Origin of the sequence: Aeromonas popoffii, assembly GCF_000820025.1 — a bacterium.
In the GTDB taxonomy this organism is placed as follows: Bacteria; Pseudomonadota; Gammaproteobacteria; order Enterobacterales; family Aeromonadaceae; genus Aeromonas; species Aeromonas popoffii.
On sequence record NZ_CDBI01000060.1, the window covers coordinates 20,437 to 39,099 of the forward strand.

Consider the following 18,663-nt stretch of genomic DNA (forward strand, 5'->3'; position numbering starts at 1 on the left):
GTGGCGGGAATAGTGAAAGGGGTGACAGGAGAGGAAAAGGGGCAAACGGCAGATAAAGATAGGGGCCGCGCTTTCGCAACGGCCCCCACCCCCCACTCGGTGCTCTTGTATCAAGAGCTGCTATCAGATCAGCTTGCGGGCTGCGCCCAATGCGATCTTGATGGCATCAGATTCAGTTTTTGCCATGGTCTCGGCGTTCGGGATTTCCTGCTGGGTACGGTTGACGATAACGCCAGCCACCATACCGGCACGCAGGCCCTGGCTGGTGCACATGGTCAGCAGGGTGGCAGATTCCATCTCATAGTTCAGCACGCCCATGGCTTGCCACTCTTTCATGGAACCCTGGAAACGGCTCACTACGCGGCCGGATACGGTGTCGTAACGCTCCTGACCCGGGTAGAAGGTATCGGAAGAGGCAGTCACACCGATGTGCAGCTTGGAGCCCATCTCTTTAGCTGTGTTGACCAGCGCGGTGGTGCAGTCGAAGTCGGCAACAGCTGGGAACTCCATCGGTGCAAAGTGCAGGCTGGCACCGTCAAGGCGCACGGAACCGGTAGTGACGATCACGTCACCCACGTTCAGGTGCGGCTGGATGGCACCTGTGGTGCCGATACGCAGGAAGGTATTGATACCGAGCTGGGCCAGCTCTTCAACCGCGATGGAGGTGGACGGGCCACCGATACCGGTAGAGCAGATGATCACGGCCTTGCCGTCCATCTCACCGCGCCAGGTAGTGAATTCACGATGGCTGGCCAGGTGCACCGGGTTATCCAACAGCTCTGCGATGCGCTTGACGCGCTCGGGGTCACCGGGAACGATCGCCAAGGTGGCGCCTTGCAGATCCGCTTTCTTCAAACCCAAGTGAAATACATCAGACATAGTGGACTCCTGGTTGCCCCCTGCCAGCAGGGTCAGGGCGCAAGTTAAGATGATTCTTCATGATACTTTCAAGCCTTTCCCCCTCTTTAGGGGAGGCGCCAACTATGGTCGAAAGCGCTTTCCAATTCCTTGAAGCGCCTCACACTTCCACGCATTGACAGTCACAAACTCCGCGCAAAACGTTTGCTAACTTGATGAATTTCTTGAAAAACGTTTTTCTCCAAACTGATCACGACAGGGAAAGTCAAGCCTGGTTCAGCGCTTAATTAACGACTCGTGATCGACCCCGTAAAGTTGTAAACAAGATGCTTTTGTATCCCTCCCATGATGGTAGCTTAACCACCAATTACCACTTAATGGCTAACTATAGGGAGTCCATCATGGCGACATTCAAGTTCTACATCCCCGCAATCAACCTGATGGGTGCCGGCTGTCTGCAAGAGGCCGCCGCCGATATCAAGGGTTACGGCTATCGCAAGGCGCTGATCGTCACCGATAAAATCCTCAACCAGATCGGCGTGGTTGCCAAACTCACCACCCTCTTGGCTGAACATGGCATTGAAAGCGTGGTGTTCGACGAAACCAAGCCGAACCCCACCATGGCCAACGTCGAATCAGGTCTGGCCATGATCAAGGCCAACGGCTGCGACTGCGTCATCTCGCTGGGTGGTGGCTCGCCCCATGACTGCGCCAAGGGCATCGCCCTGGTCGCCGCCAACGGTGGCAGCATCCAGGATTATGAAGGGGTGGATCGCTCCGCCAAGCCGCAGCTGCCGCTCATCGCCATCAACACCACTGCCGGTACCGCCTCCGAGATGACCCGCTTCTGTATCATCACCGACGACGCGCGCCACGTGAAAATGGCCATCATCGACAAGCACGTTACCCCGCTGATGTCGGTCAACGATCCCGAGCTGATGCTGGCCAAGCCGGCCGGTCTCACCGCCGCCACCGGCATGGATGCCCTGACCCACGCCATTGAGGCGTATGTCTCCACCATCGCCACCCCGGTGACCGATGCCAGCGCCATCATGGCGATCCAGCTCATCGCCAAACACCTGCGCACCGCGGTCAACCAGGGCGACGATCTGCATGCCCGCAAGCAGATGGCCTACGCCCAGTTCCTGGCCGGCATGGCCTTCAACAACGCAAGCCTGGGTTACGTGCACGCCATGGCGCACCAGCTGGGTGGCTTCTATGACCTGCCCCACGGGGTCTGCAACGCCGTGCTGCTGCCCCACGTTCAGGCTTACAACGCGCAAGTGAGCGCCGCCCGCCTGAAAGAGGTGGCCCGCTACATGGGGGTGGACGTGAGCGCCATGAACGACGAACAGGGCGCCGATGCGGCGATTGCCGCCATCAAGCAGCTGGCGCTGGATGTGAAGATCCCGGCTGGTCTGGCGCAGCTCGGCGTCAAGGCCGATGACTTCGATATCCTGGCCAGCAACGCCCTGAAAGATGCCTGCGGCTTCACCAACCCGAAACAGGCAAGCCATGAGGAGATAGTCGCCATCTTCCGCGCCGCCCTGTAAACCGCCATCAGGCAGAAAGGGTCGCACGGCGGCCCTTTTTATTGGCTGATGGATCAATGGCTTTTTACTTCCGCAGAGGGAGCCGGTATGATTTGCCGAGCTTAAAAAGACTTGAATGGATGATCTGAACTCGATATGCGGATGAAACACCTGATTGCCGCGGCCCTGACCGCCCTCACCCTGTCCGGTTGCAGCCTGGTCTATCGCATCGATATTCCCCAGGGCAACTATGTGGAACAAAAACAGGTCGACAAACTGCGCCAGGGCATGACCCGCGAACAGGTCGAGTTCGTGCTGGGTTCCGCCATGCTGCGCGATGCCTTTGACCCGAACACCTGGTATTACCTCTATGAATTCCAGCCGGGTCGTGGCGAAAAGGAGCGCAGGGAGCTCACCCTGACCTTCGCCAACGAAAAATTGGCCACGGTCACCGGCGACTTCCCGTTGCCAGCGGCCTTCCACACACCGCTCTGATCGCATTCACAAAACCGGCCCCGTGCCGGTTTTGTTTTATGTGGCCACCGCCATCCCATCTTCGCGAGGAAGCCTCCATGAACCAGCCCCGACATCCCCATCCCAGCGGACGGCTTGATGACCAGGCGCTGGCGGCCCCCGTTGAAGCAGGGAGGCACCCATGAGCCAGATCCTGATCGCCGGGGCCAGCGGGCTGATTGGCCGGGAACTGCTCCATCAACTCGACCCCGCTCACTCACTGACCCTGCTCTGTCGCAAGGCGGGTGATCCCCGACCCCAACATCACTGGCTGCCGGTCGACTTCGAACAACTGGCGGAACTCACCCTGCCCGATCCGGTCGACATCGCCTTCTGCTGCCTCGGCACCACCCGCAAGCAGGCAGGGTCCGACGAGGCGTTTCACCGGGTCGATCACGACTATGTGCTGGCCTTCGCGGCACTCGCTCGCCGCCACGGCTGCCAACGTCTTATCGTCGTCTCGAGTCTGGGGGCCAATCCACACTCGCCGGCCCTCTATCCCCGCACCAAGGGGCAGATGGAACTGGCACTGCTGACACAAGCCTGGCCACGGCTCGCCATAGTGCGCCCCGCCATGCTGCTCGGCAACCGTCAGCCGCCGCGCCTGTCGGAGCAATGCTTCCAGGCGTTCTATCCGCTGCTGCGCCCCCTGCTGGTTGGCAAGTTGCGCCGCTGGCGCGCCATCGACGCCAGCCAGGTAGCCCACGCCATGATAGTGCTCAGCCAGCAGGAGGGTGGCGTTGAGGTGGTGGAAAACGAGCGGCTGCACGGGATGTGACAGCGCTCTGCCGCTGAACAGCGTTGGTGACGACTCAACAGGAGAACAGATCAAAAAAGGCGCCAAGGCGCCTTTTTACTCCAGAGTGCGGCATCAGGCCGGATCTGTGTCCCCTCGCTTGCGGTTGGCATTGGGCCGCCCGCCGGTCACCGCATCGGCACGGCCCTCTTCCTTGGCCTTCTCGGCCCGCTTCTTGCGCATCTCTTTCGGATCGGCGATGAGCGGGCGGTAGATCTCGATGCGATCCCCGTCCTGCAGCAGGTCAGCCCCCTTGACCGGCCGACTGTAGATGCCGAACTTGTTGACCGACAGATCGATCTCCGGGTGCTTGGTCACGATGCCGGACTGCTCGATGGCGGCCAGCACGCTGGTGGCGGGAGCAACCCGGATGCGCAGCACAGTCTGGCGCTCGGGCAAGGCATACACCACGTCGATATTGAGCAGATCAGACACCGTACACCACCTTGGCGCGGTTGGAGAAGGCAAGCACCATGGAGCCCACCAGATCGCGGAAAATCTGGCCAAACGCCAGCTCGATCAGCTTGGAGGTGAACTCAAAATCGAGGTCGAATTCGACCTTGCAGGCATCCACATCCAGCGGCGTAAAGGTCCACCAGCCAGCCAGCTTGCTGAAGGGGCCCTCCACCAGTTCCATCTTGATCTGCCGGTTGGCATCGAGCCGATTGCGGGTGGTAAACGTCTTGGCAATCCCCGCCTTGGCCACATCGACCGAGGCAGTCATATAGTCATCGCCTGTCTCGTGGACACGGCTGCCGACACAACCGGGCAGAAACTCCGGATAAGCGTGAACATCATTGACCAGCCTGAACATTTGTTCTGCGCTGAACATCACCAGGGCACTGCGAGTAATACGGGGCATGGGCTTTCCTCATCCAATCGGGCCGATTTTATCACCTTGTCAGCCAAGATCATCCCCAAAACCGCTCACAAAGCCGCCACTCGAGCAGTTGCGCGTTTTACAGCCGCCGCCACCCACGTATAATGCGCCTTCCTAATCATTGCCAAAGGCGCCCGTCATGAGCAAAAAGAACAGTAAAAACAAAGCCGGGTCCAGCACCATTGCACTCAACAGAACCGCCCGCCACGAGTACTTCATCGAAGAGCGCGTGGAAGCCGGTCTGTCCCTGCAAGGGTGGGAAGTCAAATCCCTGCGGGCGGGCAAGGCCAACATCAGCGAAGCCTATGTCATCTTCTTGCAGGGCGAGGCCTTCCTGTTCGGCTCCACTTTCCTGCCACTGAACGCCGCCTCCAGCCACGTGGTGTGTGATCCGACCCGCACCCGCAAGCTCCTGCTGAGCCGCCGTGAACTCGACAAGCTGGAGAGCCTGACCGCCCGTCAGGGGTACACCATAGTGCCGCTGGCGCTCTACTGGAAAGAGTGCTGGGTCAAGGTCGAGATCGGCCTGGTCAAAGGCAAGAAAGAGCACGACAAACGGGAAGACACCAAGGCCCGCGAATGGGATCGGGAGAAAGCCCGCATCATGAAAAACAAGCATCGCGGCTGATTGTGCGCCGCATGCAGCCATGCGGCGTCCAATAAACCAGCAATCGACCGGTCCAGGCCGGTCGATTGCTATCAACGCCTTGCCATGACAGGATTTTTGCGTACAATCGACTTTGACAACTTGGGGCTGATTCTGGATTCGACAAGATTCACGAAACCCAAGGTGCATGCCGAGGTGCGGTAGGCCTCGTTAACAAACCGCAAAAAAATAGTCGCAAACGACGAAAACTACGCACTCGCAGCTTAATAACCTGCGCTGAGCCCTTCTACCCTAGCTTGCCTGTGTCCTAGGGAATCGGAAGGTCATCCTTCACAGGATCGTGTGGAAGTCCTGCTCGGGGCGGAAGCATTAAAACCAATCGAGCTAGTCAATTCGTGGCGTGTCTCTCCGCAGCGGGTTGGCGAATGTAAAGAGTGACTAAGCATGTAGTACCGAGGATGTAGTAATTTTGGACGGGGGTTCAAATCCCCCCAGCTCCACCAATTTAACTAGGACAGCGGTAGGACAAAACGAGGTAAAACAGCAACTTAGCGAAATCATCGCGACAGAGGCTGGCCTGAAACAGGAACCAAAATGATCCACTGGTGATCCAAGATTTAGAAAGCCTGCAGAAATGCAGGCTTTTTTCTTTTTCACTATCCAAGACATCAAAAAGCCCGCACTGTGGCGGGCTAATCCGAATCCTTCCGCGTTACAACGCAGTGACTTCATCACGAAGCCTTTCAAGAATGCGCGCGATTGTATCCCGCTCCTGCAGTGTCAGATCTACTTCCTCCAAGTACACTTCAAGCTCCGCCAGTATTAATTCCATCCTGTGGTCCCCCAGGTCTCCTCTCAATCTCTCGACCGTGAGGTACTGTATGAATATACAGTGCAATTGGGACCCTATCACCATTCACTTCTGCATTGTATTAAAATTAACCACCCCCTCCTCATTCGCCGCCTATCTTTGTCTAAACCGTGACCAAAGTATCACCAGAAACTAATGACAATTAGCACAACAAAGCCTATCAGGATCAGCATGAAACCAAAGGCCATAAAGTTATCCAGGCTCTCCCTATCGGATCTGCTGAAACACCAACACCCCAAGGCGAACGGGATCAATGCCAACGTGAAGCTGAAACTAAATGTCTTGAGCGCCAGCACCATACATCCGAGCGCAAGCAGTATCCACATGGTCGAGTCCTCAAAACCTCCACCCTATCCCCGTGAATACAGCTCAACCAGGGCCGCGCAACTGGATTGGACATTCCACGGGATGTCGATTTACCATTTATGGTAAAGTCTCACTGTGCAATACCAAGAGGCAAAGAAGAACATGAAAGACAACAACATCAGCAACAAGTATGGGTTGCCCCAGGTACAGAACCGACCACAGATCAAGGCTGAAAAGAACCTGAGCCTGAACGGTGAAGAGGGTCGTCAGATCATCAAGTCTGAAACCAAACTAACGCTGAAAACTCACGAAAAAACCTTCACTCGTCTGGCTGATATGTAATGAACATCATCCAGTTCCCTCCGGCGCGGGTGCTGGAGATCAATCACTACATACTGGGTACTTCACCTGGTCACCAAGGACCAGCCAGCATCGAGTTATTGGAAGGCGCTCTGGGGCGCATTGACAACGCAATCGCTTATAGTGGGCTGAATGATGTGTTTCTTATCGCAGCAAAGTACGCCATGGCCATCGGCACCGCTCATGCTTTTTCTGATGCCAACAAGCGCACTGGGCTTGCGGTATGCCTGGAGTACCTTTCACTCAACGACTACGAAATTGAGAGAGATAACGAAAAACTGGCTGATGCAATGGTTGACCTTGTATTGAGCGTTTTGCCCGAAGAGTGGTTTGCTGACATCCTCTACGCGCTCTGGCTGGAAGAGCAAAACCCCACCTGACACCCCCATCAGGCGAGCGCAGTGACGGCCGCCTCCTCTACTCCCAATTTTTCCGATTCTTGTTTACCGCTTGGTACACTAGATCATTACGGCGCGAGAGCAGCGCATCGATGCGCAGACGCTTTTCAGCAGCCGCCAGAGTCTTGTCACGCTGGAGCAGCTCTATCTTGTTGCGCACAACCCGAACTTGCTGCTGGGTTCGGCTCAAGCTACGTCGGGTCTTCAAGAGCCCACCTTGCTCTTCCAACAATTCGTTGGCCTTCTCACTCATTCCTTCCTTGCGGTACTGATCCACTGTGCGCTTGAGTTGGTTCACCTCGTTGAGCATCCGGTAGAACTCTTCCATGTGCTGGGTTGACTTGGCTGGCCCAGTACCGCGGTACACAGCCTTCACCAAAGGGATCTCATCGCCGCGCCAACTGGCTGACTCACCAGGGCGGCTAGCCCGGATCAACCCGTCTGCAGCAGCCATCACGTAACTACCCAAGGTGCCGGTGTAGCCGATGAGCAGGTGCTCCAGCTGCTTGGGAGAAAAACCTGATAGCTCACCAAGCTCGCGCATCAGCAAGCTGGTCTGCTCGTTGTAACGGGCCTCGGCACGCACAGCCATATCCTGGGGGCCATCGATTGGCCCACCTCGGAAGCTGTCATAGTTGAAGGCGGCCTCAACCATCGGCTTGACCAGTTGGGGAGTTGGGTTGAGGGCAAAGGTATCGCCGACCGCCCGGGCCACAGCCTTGCCGAACTGGGCGCCGGTGTCTTTGTCTCCCAGAGCTCGCACCATACGCTCGGGAATTGTGCCGAACATCACCCCTATCTCGAACGGTTTAGGGATCCGGAAGTGCTGATCCCCAATGAAGAAGTGCCAGTTGGTATCTTTGTCCCAATCTGGCAGTGCCTCGTACCGCTCATCGTCCCAATTAGCAGCAAGCAGGCCGAGCGACATGGCCGTGATCATGCCAGCGCGCTTGGCAATCTCGCGCGGGTTGTCACGCAGCTCTCGGGTCAGCTTGCCCAGCCCCTGAAGGCGGGCATTGAAGAACGGCAGCACCATGGCCGCCCCTTGAATGGCACGAGCAGCACCCAGCATGGAGAAGTCCATCAGGTCCTTCGATTCAAAGGCGGCCTGCGCGTGGCTCTTGCCTGCCTTGATGGCGGCGTCATAGACCGCCTCACGGTTGGCGTTTTCCAGCCCCTCACCAAGCCTGTTGTACTTCTCCCATGCGTTAGCCACCACGCCTTTGGCGTGGGCGGCATTGCGGATGATGGATTTCTCATACTTGGCGATCTGCTCCGGCGTCATCCCTTTGCGACGCAGCGACTTGCGCACCGTGTCAGCCATGGCGGTGGGGTCATTGCCGTTGACGTAGCCACCAAGGAAGCTGGCACCACTAAACATCACATCGATGGTGCTGCCATCCATGGCCAGGGTTTTCCTCACCCCCTTGATGGAGTCGATCACTGGCTTGAAGCCATCCTTGCTGATCACCCAGCTGGAGAGTGAGTCGCGCAAGAAGTTGCGCAGCATGAACTCGGGAGATGCAGTGACACCGGCCGTCAGCAGGCGCTTGGCCTTGGCTGCTACATTAACCAGGGCACCGAACGACTGACGGTCGAAGAAGGTCATGGCGCGGTAAAGGTCAGGATCCTCGACCCGGAGGATGTAATCCTCCCCTTCCAGCTTGACGGTGATCAGGTCCTTGCCGTTCTTGAGGGCTCGCCAGTCCATCATATTTGGCTTGGCCACCACCTCGATGAGACCGGTATCCGCCAAGTTCCAGACGATCTTTTGTGCTGCCATGTTCTTCATGGAGGCATCGATCAGTTTACTGGTACTGGTGAAGATGTTCTCGAGCAGATCGTTGGTGTTGGCCTCACCGCCCTTAAGCTTCTTGATACCGGCGTTCTGGTTGGCGATCCCCTTCGGCTTGAAGGGGGCGATAACATCGCCATCCTCCGACTCTCGGAAGAAGGGGATATACCATTCGCTCTCGAACTCGGCCCGCGCCTCCGCGGTAAAGAGCCCAGCCTCTTGCGCCAGATCCAGCGTCGCTGCATTGAGGCGATTCCAACGGGACTTCACCTCGATAAATTTGGCCTCTTTGCCATTGCCAACGCCTTTCAGCGCTGCGATGTCATTGGCATCAAGCAGGTTCTCACGCCCCTGTCTCAGCAGGATTTCAGCCCGGTGACCGGCCATCCAGCCAAGCCAATTGTGCAGGTCGGTCCCCAGGTCAGAGAAGATCCCCAGCAACGCATCCTTCTCCCCGGTTCCGGCTTTGCGCTGGATCACCCCATCTTTCCATTCCGGCAAACCATAGAGCATGGTCGCCTGCATGGTGGAGGCTGCACCGGTGGCCATCCGTGCAGCGATATAGCCAGAGTCGGCTGCGTCCGCAATGCCTGCGGCTTGCTCTGCATACTTGATGGGAGCCAAGGCATCGAGCACTTCGGTATTGGCTTTTTTGATGAAGCGGTCAACCCATGACTGGACCACTCCGCGATCTACAGATCGCAGCTTGGCAAGGTTGGCTTTGGTGTTATCAATGATGTCAGGCTTGGGGCCCAGATTGAGCTTTTCCATCGCCTTATCGGCGACGGTATTGGTTTGGCTAAATTTCAGACCATCAGGTGGGAGAGATCCATGGTCTCGAGGGCTTTCGTGTTCGCCTCGTGCCGGCGCCGCATATCCTGCCGCAACGATTCGATCTCTGATTTTGTCAGCATCCTGGGCACGAAGGATGTATCTACCTTCTGACTCGGTGAGGGAGTCAAAGCCGTAGCTGAATCGGTTTTGCCACCACGCTTCAAGACCTGTGCCGTCATACTGTTCTCTTAATTGCTCAAGGGTTGAGCTATCTATGGCAATTTTGGCGGAATACTGCTTGCCGGTCAATGCAGTTGCAGCAAGCACCTCCCCACCTCGATTCTCAATGTACCCCTTGAGGTTAGCCAAGGTTCCCCCTTGGGTCAGGGTATCGTCCATAATGAGATAAGGCTTGTCTGTTCGCACTTTGCCATCAAACCCTGGCTGTAAGGCCAACCGACCAAACCCATTCTGCGCCGTTCGCCCTACCTTAGCAGCTTGAACGATATCCACACTGACCTCTATCCCCAGAACTTTGCCTAGCAGGTCAGCCATCGCTTGCGGAATTGCATTACGACTCACCGCCTCCTCAGCATGCACACCCAAGGCAATCGCCTCTCTATCGCCAATCACCGCTTTGAGTTGCCTAATTGCATCCGGTGATAACACCTCGCTAACCAGTCTCCGCGCGGCGGCATCATCGCCACCTTTGGCAGCCTCATAATCAGGATTGCTGGTCGCATCACCCAACCGGCCGTGCAAAATGACCTCGGGGAATCCCTCTTGCCAGGGCGAGCGTTCAGCACTGAACCACAACCCATCGCCATCAGCGCCAATGCTACTGGCATCGGGGCGCTTCAGTTTCTTGCCAAGCCCCTCAATTAGGCTGCGTGTCTCAGCAGCAGTAATTCCCTCGGGTACAAAACCAACGGCGCGCAGGGCCTGTTTCACCCATGACAGCACTTTGTCCCAACCGCGCAGCCAAGCGTTCTGCTCAAGCTCGGCGATGTGGGCAACAACTTCCTCAGCCTGAGTGCCAATATCCTCATCTTCATAATGGGTATTAATCCAGTCCCATACCTCCTTCATGCTTGGATCTTTCTTGGATTGGATCAGGCGGCTCATCAGCTTGGTGTATTCACCACCGCCCAGTACGGTGGCCAATCCATAATGGGCCAGCACCTCATGACGCAGGATCTCACGCATCCTCTGGGGATTGGCGATGGTGTCAGCGGCCACATGCAGGGTGCTGGAGCTGTCATCAAATGCCGCACGCCGGATCAGTCCATCCTTGGCATCCAGTCCCAGGGACTGCTCTAGTTCAACCTGAGTGGCATGGATCTGCACATCAATGCCACTTGCCCCCTGGTACTGCTTGAACCATAGCTTGGTGACCAGCTCCGCCTCTTTCTGGGTCAGGTGCTTAGCTGGCTTGTCGCCTTGCGCCATGGCCTGCTTGGAAAACAGGATCCGGTGCGCCCCCTCCTCACGCTCTTCAATGGTGTCAAAAAACTGATCAAAACCAGCACGGATGGCAGGAACCTCCCCGGCGGTCGGGTAGGGATAACTCTCATCAAGCCGCATCCCCAGCGCCGCTTCTGCATCCCATGACGCCTCACTCACGATATTGGCCAGGTAATCGTTACTAGCACTCTGATCTTGCAGCTTGGCTATCAGATACGACTCGAACGCCCGGGCGCTTAGCTCTCTGTCAGTGGTCCAATACGCCTTGCTACGCTTGTCATCGAGCTTGCGAGACCGCTCCTTGAGCGCAGTCTGCTTGATGGCCCGGTTAACAGCACCAAACGCCTTGATCATCTCTTTGCGCACGTCACCACGATGGATAAATGGGCTCTCCCTAGCCGCCAAAGATACATCCAGTGCCTCGGTCATCATGTCACCTGGTTGGCCACGGGTTCTGGCAAAGTAGCCATCAAGCGCATGCCACCACTCATGACCCAATGAACCGGCCCCATTCATCTTGGTGAGGTTGATCACCACCTTACCGTGCTCGTAATGTGCAGCAGCAGGATTAACCCCACCAGAGCCCCTAGCGCCGAACGCCAGCCCCAGCTCACCATTGAGCGACAGAGCCTTGGGCGAGATCCCCAGTACCGCCGCCATATCCATCAATGCATCGTAGGCATGGTTCAAGTCCCGCTGACGACGCCCCTGCTCCACCCAGTTGCCAAACTCCACCCCACGAAAACCAAATGCTTCCCCAAACAGCTCAGGGGTGACGTCAGCACCACCGCGCATGTCTTCACCCACTCGAGGCAAGTTGATATCACGGCGTTCATGTGGGATCTCCTTGGCCTTTTCCAGCTTGCTGACCAGCTCGTCATAGTGGTCATCCCGATACTTTCTGGCATCACTGACGTTATTAAACGCCTCTGTCAGGTCCAGGTGGTTGCGGCCCACTTTCTTCCCAACGATCCAATCTTGGCCATTACGGCGACTGTAGATGGCGAACGAAATGGCTTTGGGTTTACTGCCTGATTGCGTCAATTGGTCATAGCGATGCTTGAACGCAGTAATCACTTCCGCCTTGCTCGCCCCTGATGCAATGGTTCTCGGCCAGTTGCCAAAGACACTCGATTTACTTTCTCGGCTAAGGGTCCAAATACCCTTGGGTGGGTTGTACTTCACCCCCTCATAGAGGCTGTAACTGCCCAGACTGAGGGAAAGATCGGCCAGACTTCGTTGGTGGCCAACCGCCACATAGAGATCTGCCCTGTGATGAATAGCATGAGCACTGCGCAGACTAGTGCTGGACATCACTCGTTTTGCCGTATCCGCATCAACAGTGCCATCCATCAGGCCAAGAGACAGGTCACGCAGCAACTTCACGGCCTGTGCCCAGTTACCAACCTTATAGCTGACCCGAGGCTTGGCAGGGATCGCGTCACGAGCGGCCCTGGCAATGGCAACGGCATGGCGATCCACTCCTGACTCTATCAGCTTGTCGTAGTCTGGTGCCGGCCATGCCTTGGAGAGAGGCAGCGCCTTGATCTGCTCAGCGGTATCCCCTTCGACGGTGTCGCGGTACGCCGTCCAGCTATCCTTGCGTGCCCCACCAATCTTCTCGCCAAAATCTGCGATCTTGCTCTGTGGCTCGGTCTTGCCAGCCACCGCAGGCTTGGTGGTATCACCGTCACTGAGCCAACGCTTAAACGCCTCGACCGGCATGGCTTTGATAGCGCCCAACCCCTTCCATCCCTTCTCGTAGTTGGCCAAATAGCCAACGCGAGCGGCGGCTTCATCAACAAAGCCCATCATCACCTTGTGCTCGTCAAACTTGCCGCTCTTGGGATCAACCTGGTCCACTATAAAAACCGTCTCGCTATCTGGTTGGTCACCGATAAACACATCAACGTGATCACCGTCAGCACCGAGCGTGCGCTTGATATAGCCATAGTCGTGAGCCATGGTCGATTGCCACGCCTTGCCGGCCTGATCGGTGCCGGAGCGGATGGACCCCTTGGGATTCTCGAGCGCGATATGCAGCCCCTGCAGCGTGAGGTGCCCCTTCTTGTAGTTACCCGTCTCTTTCTGCGCATCGGTGGGCGCTGGCGCCACCTCGGCACGAGCTGCTTCGAGCTGTAGCTCCGGCTCACTGGCGGCAGGCTTGGCAAGCTCTTGCACCTTGGTGGCCGAAGACTTGGCCACAACCAGCCCACCTTTTCCTGGGATAACCTTCACGCCAGTATCCTTGGCCCAGCGCTTGATCATGGGCAGATCACCTTTCAGGGTGATGGTGCCGTCAGGGTTATTGATAGCCTCAGTCCACGGCGTAGGTGTCGATATGGTAGCCCCAGAAACAACAACCCCGGCATCAGTGGCCGGGGCTGTTTTCAGTGCAGGGTCATCTCGTGATGATCCATCAGGTGCAGGTAGATCAGGAGCGAGCTCTGCCGGATCTCCAGTTCGAGTTCGTCCGGCAAGTTCGGCAGTGGTTGGTTCAGAACCCGTTGCAGCTTGTTGGCCTGCTCCAGGCTGATCACCTTGTCGCTCACTGCTGATTGCAGGTACTGGGGTAACTGGCTCATTGCTCACCTCTGCTTGTGGCTGGCTAGTAACGGTGTCGTCGAGGTTCGTGGCACTTGCATGCTCCACCTCGGCAATCTCGGCCACCCCAAACCCGCCACCATTTAGCGGTACCGGGGTCTCCTTGCCCTTGCGGCTGGCAAGCTGAGCCTCTTTTTTACTGGCAAACGGCTTGCCTTTGCGTGTAATGCGTAAGGATTGAAGCGGGCCAAAGATCGAATCTGTCTCACTCCCAGCTCGTGCAATCGATTGATCACGAACCTGTGTGGCGGCCTCTGCTGCATGTTGCGACTCAATGCCGGGCTCAAACGTGGCGCTCTGCAACGCCTCACGTTGAGCCAAGCTATCTTTTTGCTTCTGCTCAGCCGTCTGCCGATACCCCTCTATCTCTCTCTCTTGTTCGGTTGGTGCCCTCAGTGCTTTGGGTTTGTGCCCCTCTGCTGCAACCTGTGAGGCCGTTTTGTTGCCAGCGAACGGATCCACCCCCAGTGCGCCAGACTGAGCCAGCTCGTAGAAGCTTGGTCCCTGCTCTCCCCCTTCCATCTGGGAGGCAATCAACTCTTGTATCGATTCTCCAAAATCACCAGCCAGCGCACGTTGTACCTCCGTATCCTCAGCCATCCCCTTGAAGCGCTCGGCAGTATCGTCTTGACGCAGATAGGCAGGTACATCCCTCACTTCATCAAACTGGCTTTTACTTGGGCCGAGTGGATTTTGTTCGACACTGGTTGGCCCAAGCTCTGCCTGCTCATCAACGGCGGTGGCCAGATCAGGCCCGTTCTCCTGTGCTTGTTCGGCAAGTGGCGCAGGATTGTCTGCCGCCATGGGGCCTGTAGCTTCATCAACCACTGGAGAGGCAGGCTCAGTGGTTGGATTGGTAGCCCCCTCATTAACATGAGGACCACCGCGCAGGCCGCCAGCAGCACCGACAACACCACCCGTGCCCATACCGATAAGGCCACCTTCCAGCGCACTTGAGACAACCCCTTTCATCGGGTCAATGTCGGCCGCTGCCACTTCGTTGAGGGATGCGTTCACAGCATATTGCTGAACACCCTCTTCAAGGGTCTCGCCGATCCCCTCACCCAGTGCGCCCTTGGCGGCTCCTTTTAACATGCCACCAGCAACCATCTTCCCTGCCAGCATTTTGAACAACATGGCATCACCCATCATGGACCCCATGGCTGCCGCGCCCCAAGTCTTGGCATCGCTCATGGTCGCGCGACTGGCCACATTGGCGGTTTCTTCCCTGGCCAGTGCCAATTTCTCATCGTCAGTGAGGTGAAGGGTTTGCTGATCTTGGTCGATACGAGTGAATGCCTGGCGGAACGTGTCACTCGCTGCCAGCTCGTCATAACTCATGCCAAGCACTGACTCTTTGGTATTCACACCGGCACTGCCTACAGAACCGGTCGCACCGGTTGTGACGGCGGCGCCTGTGGCAAGCCTGGAGACGGTCTTGGCGGCTACCGCCTCGGCCACCTGCTGCGTGGCACCACGCTTGACCATCGATGCAGTCACCGCCCTCCCAATGCTGACCTTGGCTGCAACACCAGTCACCCCGCCGGCCAAAAGGGTCGGCACCAGAGAACCGACCCCTTGTGCCATCTTCATGGCCCAAACATCGATATCACCCGCACCGTCCCCCATAATCAGACGGCCCTCCGGCGTTTCATCAACAAGCCGGCGGTTCATGGCCTCTTTTGCATCGGAGCTCATCCCTTCGGTCAGGGACTCTGCGCCAGACTTGGCAAGATCACCAGCCCCGGCAACGAAGTCCAGCACTGGGCTAAGCTTGCTTGCCAGGTTGGCGCGAGCCTGCTCCAGGTAGTCGCCCCCCTGCTTGCCCGCATTCTCTTTGCCAAACTCACTGGCTTGGCCTGCCAACTCACCGATCCCACCGACCAGCTCCAACGCGCCAGCTCCGATGCCACGGGCAAGATCACCAAGTCCCACCTCAAGATTGCGAGCAGGTGCAGCCTTGGCGGGAGTAGGAGCCAGGGCTGCAGAAGTTGCAGACAAGTTGCTATCGATGTTGCTCCAGAACGGGTCAGTACGGGTATCGGATGATTGAGGCTGTGGCAGGGCGTCACGCAGTCCAGGCTTATCCATGGTGTCCTCGGCTTTTCGGCAAAAGAAAAGCCCCGAGCGGCGAACCGTTCAGGGCTTGAATGGGGGAGTGCAGGCCAATAAACAGACTGGCCGACTATGGGGAGATGCTAACGCTGGGAGTGAGTAAAGACAACTACTGGCGGCCCTGAGCCAAGCTCATCGCCTTATAGGCGTCCGTCTTCGTATCACGCAGTCGGGTGGCGGTCACCGTTGCCTGCTCAGCTTTCTTCTCTGATACCGCCTGCTGGCGCCACATTTCAAAAGCAGTGTTCATTCTGGTCGGGCTCTCAAGCAGGCTATTGAGCTTGCCGTGCTGATTGGCCTCTTTGACGAACTGCAGGCGTTCGGGATCACCGCCCGTCCACGCCCTGAGTGGCTCCTCCGGCTTCGGAACGTCGGTTTTCCCGGTCATGCCATAGGTGTCTGCCAAGGCCGCCTTGCTCTGCTCAAGCTGGGCATCCAGCGCCTCGATCTGGATATCCTTGTCCTCAGTGTTGCTTGAAGAGATCCTGGCCCGGTTTTGCCCATGCTGGCTCTCAAGGTTGGTCACGGCCTTCTTGTAACCGGCCTGGTCTGGGCCTGCTGCCAGGCCAAGTGATACGCGCAACTGGTCGGCATTGCCGATCATGTGCTTGGCAAGGGCTGCTCGTTGGTAGGCGGGCTTTAAAAAGTCATTAATGGGAATCACCTTAGGAGGATCATCCGGGGAGGAGGTGCGATTATTGGTGACCGGTCGTACATCCTTGCTGCCATCGTCATAGGTGACCTCAACACCCAGTACTACTCCACGTCCATCTGGGCTCACCATGATGTTATTGAGCTGTTTAGCGGTGATGGTCTTGCCGCTATCCGGGTCAATATCCCCCACCCCTTTATTAACCTCATCCTGATATAGGGTACCGGCAGCTTTAATGAACTTCGGATCGTTAACCATGGCATGACCTTCCGGCGTAGAGGTATCAAGCTTGCCCTCTTGTGCCTGGCGCATCAGGTTGCCAGCATAGGTGACGAAGGTCTTCCCAGCCTCAGCATAGTCATGCTGTAGATAGCGCTCCGGGTTGTAGGAGCCTGCCCGCTTGTCACGAACAACGGACCAGAACTGTTGACCAGGGTCTTTACCTTCGGCCACCGCCTGCCAGCCTGACTGGATGATGGGCAAGTTCTCCTGTTGGAAAAGTTGTTTCTCACGTTGTTCACTCTGCCATTGATACTCCTGCTGCTGACGGGCTTCGCCGGCATTGGCGCGACGTTCTGCTGCTCCCGCCCGCACTTCAGAAGCCTTAACTTGTCGCTCAGTCAGTGAAAACTGCTTGTCATAGCGCTCGTCCGCTACCTTGTCGCGACTCTTGCCGTACTCTCTCTCACCCTGGTAACGCTCATCAGCAACATTCTGTCGATCCTGTTCGTTCTGCCACATGGCATCGCGCAGGCTCATTGACTTATCCATGCGCTCGTCGTCTTTCTGACCACGCTGATAACGATCCATGGTATTGAACCCGGCAAGAAACCCCTCTGCCAACCCTGATACGCCCATCTCTTACCCCCCTTAAAACAGACTGTCAGCCAGAAAACCGATACCGGCCCCAATTGCCGTGCCCAGCCCCGGCATCACCATGGTACCAACTGCAGCACCTGTGCCGATTGAACTCATCGTCTGAGTCTTACGGGCCGACTTCAGGCTCTTGTTTGCCGTCTCAACCTCTTGCTCTCGGCTTGCCGCATCACGCAGGCCAGCCATTCCCTGCTGGCGCGTCTGGGCTCCGATCTCCAAAATCCCGTATCCCATTACATTCCCCCACCGGTTTTAATTGCATCACGCAGCCCGGCATCAGCACCGGTCAAGATCCCCATCTGGCGAGTCTGCTCCTGCTCACGCAGACCATTCTCTGTGCCTGCTGTCATCAAGGCAGAGCGCAGCCCTTGGCTGTTGTCGTTAACAGGTGAGGGGGCAGCAACCCCCATGCGGGCATTGCGATTAGCCGTGGCCTGCTGAGCTGAACGCAGGGCATTCGCATTGTTCCCATCCACCCGGCCAAGTTGGTCTTGGAGCAACTTGCCATTGGTGGCCAGTTCCATTAGTTCTTTCTGCTTGGGGTAGAAGCGAGTCTTCCAGTCCTGATATTGCTCCCGGGTAATCTTTGCGTATGTATCTGCGGCGTATCCCATCGTTTACCCCTTAGTAACCCTTGCCCTGCAGCACTGATGCTGTCGGGCTGATCTTCTTGCTACCAGCCGCCACCGGGGTCTTAAGTTGCCCAAGTCCATAAGCGGTCGCACCACCGGCTAACGAGCCCACCAGTCCCGCCGTTGCCTGCTTATCCTGAAACGAGGTTTGGGCATCATTCACTGCCTTGCGCAAGCTGGTATTGGCCACATCCCCAATCCCGGCGAGAGATTCGGCCTTCTGGCCAGCGCCTATGCTCAATACATCCTTGAGACCCGCTACGTACTTATCTTGCTGACTAGATTGGGCCCGGTTAGTGGTGTCGGTTTGGCTCAATGCCTGGTCTGTCTCTAAACCTTCCATTGCGGCCTGGTACTTACCGCTAGTCGGATCTACACCACCGGCAGCCAAGTCGTCTGCTAATCCCGTGCGCGCTTCGCCAAAGGCTTGCGCTGTACCAAGGGCTGCCGTCCCAGCCACTTTGTCGTATTGCTGTTCGCTGTTGAGGTTATCGACCTTGTTCATAAAGATGTCCTCATACTGCTGCAGGTCGTTCTTGTAGAGATCCCATTGCTCCATGGCCACGCCAGCCGCCGCCTTTTGAGCCTCAGTTTCCTTGATTTCGTTCGAGCCACCCTTCCCCATCACCC

15 protein-coding genes and 1 other RNA gene are annotated in these 18,663 nt (G+C 57.1%); 7 read left to right on the forward strand and 9 right to left on the reverse strand.

Translation table 11 applies throughout. The features are described from left to right. Positions 1 to 123 precede the first annotated feature (123 nt). Complete coding sequence (udp, locus tag BN1129_RS12545) at positions 124 to 879, reverse strand: uridine phosphorylase (protein ID WP_042036957.1); 756 nt, start codon at positions 877 to 879, stop codon at positions 124 to 126. A gap of 380 nt (positions 880 to 1,259) precedes the next feature. On the opposite strand from udp, the gene yiaY reads away from it, so the two are divergent. The 3 genes from yiaY to BN1129_RS12560 all read left to right on the forward strand — a co-directional run bounded on the left by yiaY (position 1,260) and on the right by BN1129_RS12560 (position 3,681). Then, a complete protein-coding gene (gene yiaY, locus BN1129_RS12550) occupies positions 1,260 to 2,411 on the forward strand; it encodes an L-threonine dehydrogenase (RefSeq protein WP_042036958.1) in 1,152 nt (383 codons plus the stop codon). Between the two features lie 135 nt (positions 2,412 to 2,546). Then, complete coding sequence (locus tag BN1129_RS12555; RefSeq protein ID WP_042036960.1) at positions 2,547 to 2,885, forward strand: outer membrane protein assembly factor BamE; 339 nt, start codon at positions 2,547 to 2,549, stop codon at positions 2,883 to 2,885. Between the two features lie 160 nt (positions 2,886 to 3,045). After that, the gene (locus BN1129_RS12560) at positions 3,046 to 3,681 is read left to right on the forward strand and encodes an NAD-dependent epimerase/dehydratase family protein (protein WP_042036961.1); all 636 of its coding nucleotides are present in this window, start codon (positions 3,046 to 3,048) and stop codon (positions 3,679 to 3,681) included. A gap of 93 nt (positions 3,682 to 3,774) precedes the next feature. Here BN1129_RS12560 and BN1129_RS12565 read toward each other — a convergent pair whose 3' ends face one another. Continuing rightward, on the reverse strand, positions 3,775 to 4,134 hold the full coding sequence (locus tag BN1129_RS12565) for an RnfH family protein (protein WP_042036962.1): 360 nt from the start codon (positions 4,132 to 4,134) through the stop codon (positions 3,775 to 3,777). Continuing rightward, positions 4,127 to 4,561: an SRPBCC family protein gene (locus BN1129_RS12570; RefSeq protein ID WP_042036964.1), complete on the reverse strand. Its 435-nt coding sequence runs from the start codon at positions 4,559 to 4,561 to the stop codon at positions 4,127 to 4,129. Before BN1129_RS12570 ends, BN1129_RS12565 begins: the two co-directional genes overlap by 8 nt. Positions 4,562 to 4,718: 157 nt before the next feature. On the opposite strand from BN1129_RS12570, the gene smpB reads away from it, so the two are divergent. After that, a complete protein-coding gene (gene smpB, locus BN1129_RS12575; protein ID WP_042036966.1) occupies positions 4,719 to 5,207 on the forward strand; it encodes an SsrA-binding protein SmpB in 489 nt (162 codons plus the stop codon). Positions 5,208 to 5,329: 122 nt separating this feature from the next. Next, positions 5,330 to 5,689: a transfer-messenger RNA gene (gene ssrA, locus BN1129_RS22565) on the forward strand. A 490-nt stretch (positions 5,690 to 6,179) separates the two neighbouring features. Here the strand turns inward: ssrA and BN1129_RS12585 are convergent. Next, positions 6,180 to 6,383, reverse strand: a complete 204-nt coding sequence (locus BN1129_RS12585) for a hypothetical protein (protein WP_042036968.1) — start codon at positions 6,381 to 6,383, stop codon at positions 6,180 to 6,182. Positions 6,384 to 6,525: 142 nt separating this feature from the next. Between BN1129_RS12585 and BN1129_RS12590 the strand changes: the two genes are divergently transcribed. Together BN1129_RS12590 and BN1129_RS12595 are read left to right on the forward strand one after the other, a co-directional pair. Beyond that, complete coding sequence (locus BN1129_RS12590; protein ID WP_042036969.1) at positions 6,526 to 6,705, forward strand: hypothetical protein; 180 nt, start codon at positions 6,526 to 6,528, stop codon at positions 6,703 to 6,705. Next, a complete protein-coding gene (locus BN1129_RS12595) occupies positions 6,705 to 7,103 on the forward strand; it encodes a type II toxin-antitoxin system death-on-curing family toxin (protein WP_042036970.1) in 399 nt (132 codons plus the stop codon). Before BN1129_RS12590 ends, BN1129_RS12595 begins: the two co-directional genes overlap by 1 nt. A gap of 37 nt (positions 7,104 to 7,140) precedes the next feature. On the opposite strand, the gene BN1129_RS24230 is transcribed toward BN1129_RS12595, so the two are convergent. From BN1129_RS24230 to BN1129_RS12620, 5 genes are all read right to left on the reverse strand, one after another. After that, positions 7,141 to 15,849 carry an LPD38 domain-containing protein gene (locus BN1129_RS24230; protein WP_042036971.1) on the reverse strand — a complete coding sequence of 2,903 codons (8,709 nt, stop codon included), beginning with the start codon at positions 15,847 to 15,849 and terminating at the stop codon, positions 7,141 to 7,143. A 133-nt stretch (positions 15,850 to 15,982) separates the two neighbouring features. After that, positions 15,983 to 17,383 carry a hypothetical protein gene (locus tag BN1129_RS12605; RefSeq protein WP_042036972.1) on the reverse strand — a complete coding sequence of 467 codons (1,401 nt, stop codon included), beginning with the start codon at positions 17,381 to 17,383 and terminating at the stop codon, positions 15,983 to 15,985. A gap of 12 nt (positions 17,384 to 17,395) precedes the next feature. After that, positions 17,396 to 17,635, reverse strand: coding sequence for a hypothetical protein (locus BN1129_RS12610; RefSeq protein WP_042036974.1), 240 nt, complete (start codon positions 17,633 to 17,635; stop codon positions 17,396 to 17,398). Then, positions 17,635 to 18,015, reverse strand: coding sequence for a hypothetical protein (locus tag BN1129_RS12615; protein ID WP_042036976.1), 381 nt, complete (start codon positions 18,013 to 18,015; stop codon positions 17,635 to 17,637). The genes BN1129_RS12610 and BN1129_RS12615 overlap by 1 nt, the downstream gene beginning before the upstream one ends. A gap of 10 nt (positions 18,016 to 18,025) precedes the next feature. After that, positions 18,026 to 18,658, reverse strand: coding sequence for a hypothetical protein (locus tag BN1129_RS12620; RefSeq protein ID WP_042036977.1), 633 nt, complete (start codon positions 18,656 to 18,658; stop codon positions 18,026 to 18,028). Between the last annotated feature and the right edge of the window lie 5 nt (positions 18,659 to 18,663).

Coding starts and splice junctions, on each gene's coding strand:
- BN1129_RS12610 (WP_042036974.1), bottom strand. CDS start 17,635: ATGGGATACGGGATTTTGGAGATCGGAGCCCAGACGCGCCAGCAGGGA.
- BN1129_RS12595 (WP_042036970.1), top strand. CDS start 6,705: ATGAACATCATCCAGTTCCCTCCGGCGCGGGTGCTGGAGATCAATCAC.
- BN1129_RS12560 (WP_042036961.1), top strand. CDS start 3,046: ATGAGCCAGATCCTGATCGCCGGGGCCAGCGGGCTGATTGGCCGGGAA.
- yiaY (WP_042036958.1), top strand. CDS start 1,260: ATGGCGACATTCAAGTTCTACATCCCCGCAATCAACCTGATGGGTGCC.
- smpB (WP_042036966.1), top strand. CDS start 4,719: ATGAGCAAAAAGAACAGTAAAAACAAAGCCGGGTCCAGCACCATTGCA.
- BN1129_RS12590 (WP_042036969.1), top strand. CDS start 6,526: ATGAAAGACAACAACATCAGCAACAAGTATGGGTTGCCCCAGGTACAG.
- BN1129_RS12555 (WP_042036960.1), top strand. CDS start 2,547: ATGCGGATGAAACACCTGATTGCCGCGGCCCTGACCGCCCTCACCCTG.
- BN1129_RS12615 (WP_042036976.1), bottom strand. CDS start 18,015: ATGGGATACGCCGCAGATACATACGCAAAGATTACCCGGGAGCAATAT.
- BN1129_RS12620 (WP_042036977.1), bottom strand. CDS start 18,658: ATGGGGAAGGGTGGCTCGAACGAAATCAAGGAAACTGAGGCTCAAAAG.
- BN1129_RS12585 (WP_042036968.1), bottom strand. CDS start 6,383: ATGTGGATACTGCTTGCGCTCGGATGTATGGTGCTGGCGCTCAAGACA.
- BN1129_RS24230 (WP_042036971.1), bottom strand. CDS start 15,849: ATGGATAAGCCTGGACTGCGTGACGCCCTGCCACAGCCTCAATCATCC.
- udp (WP_042036957.1), bottom strand. CDS start 879: ATGTCTGATGTATTTCACTTGGGTTTGAAGAAAGCGGATCTGCAAGGC.
- BN1129_RS12570 (WP_042036964.1), bottom strand. CDS start 4,561: ATGCCCCGTATTACTCGCAGTGCCCTGGTGATGTTCAGCGCAGAACAA.
- BN1129_RS12605 (WP_042036972.1), bottom strand. CDS start 17,383: ATGGGCGTATCAGGGTTGGCAGAGGGGTTTCTTGCCGGGTTCAATACC.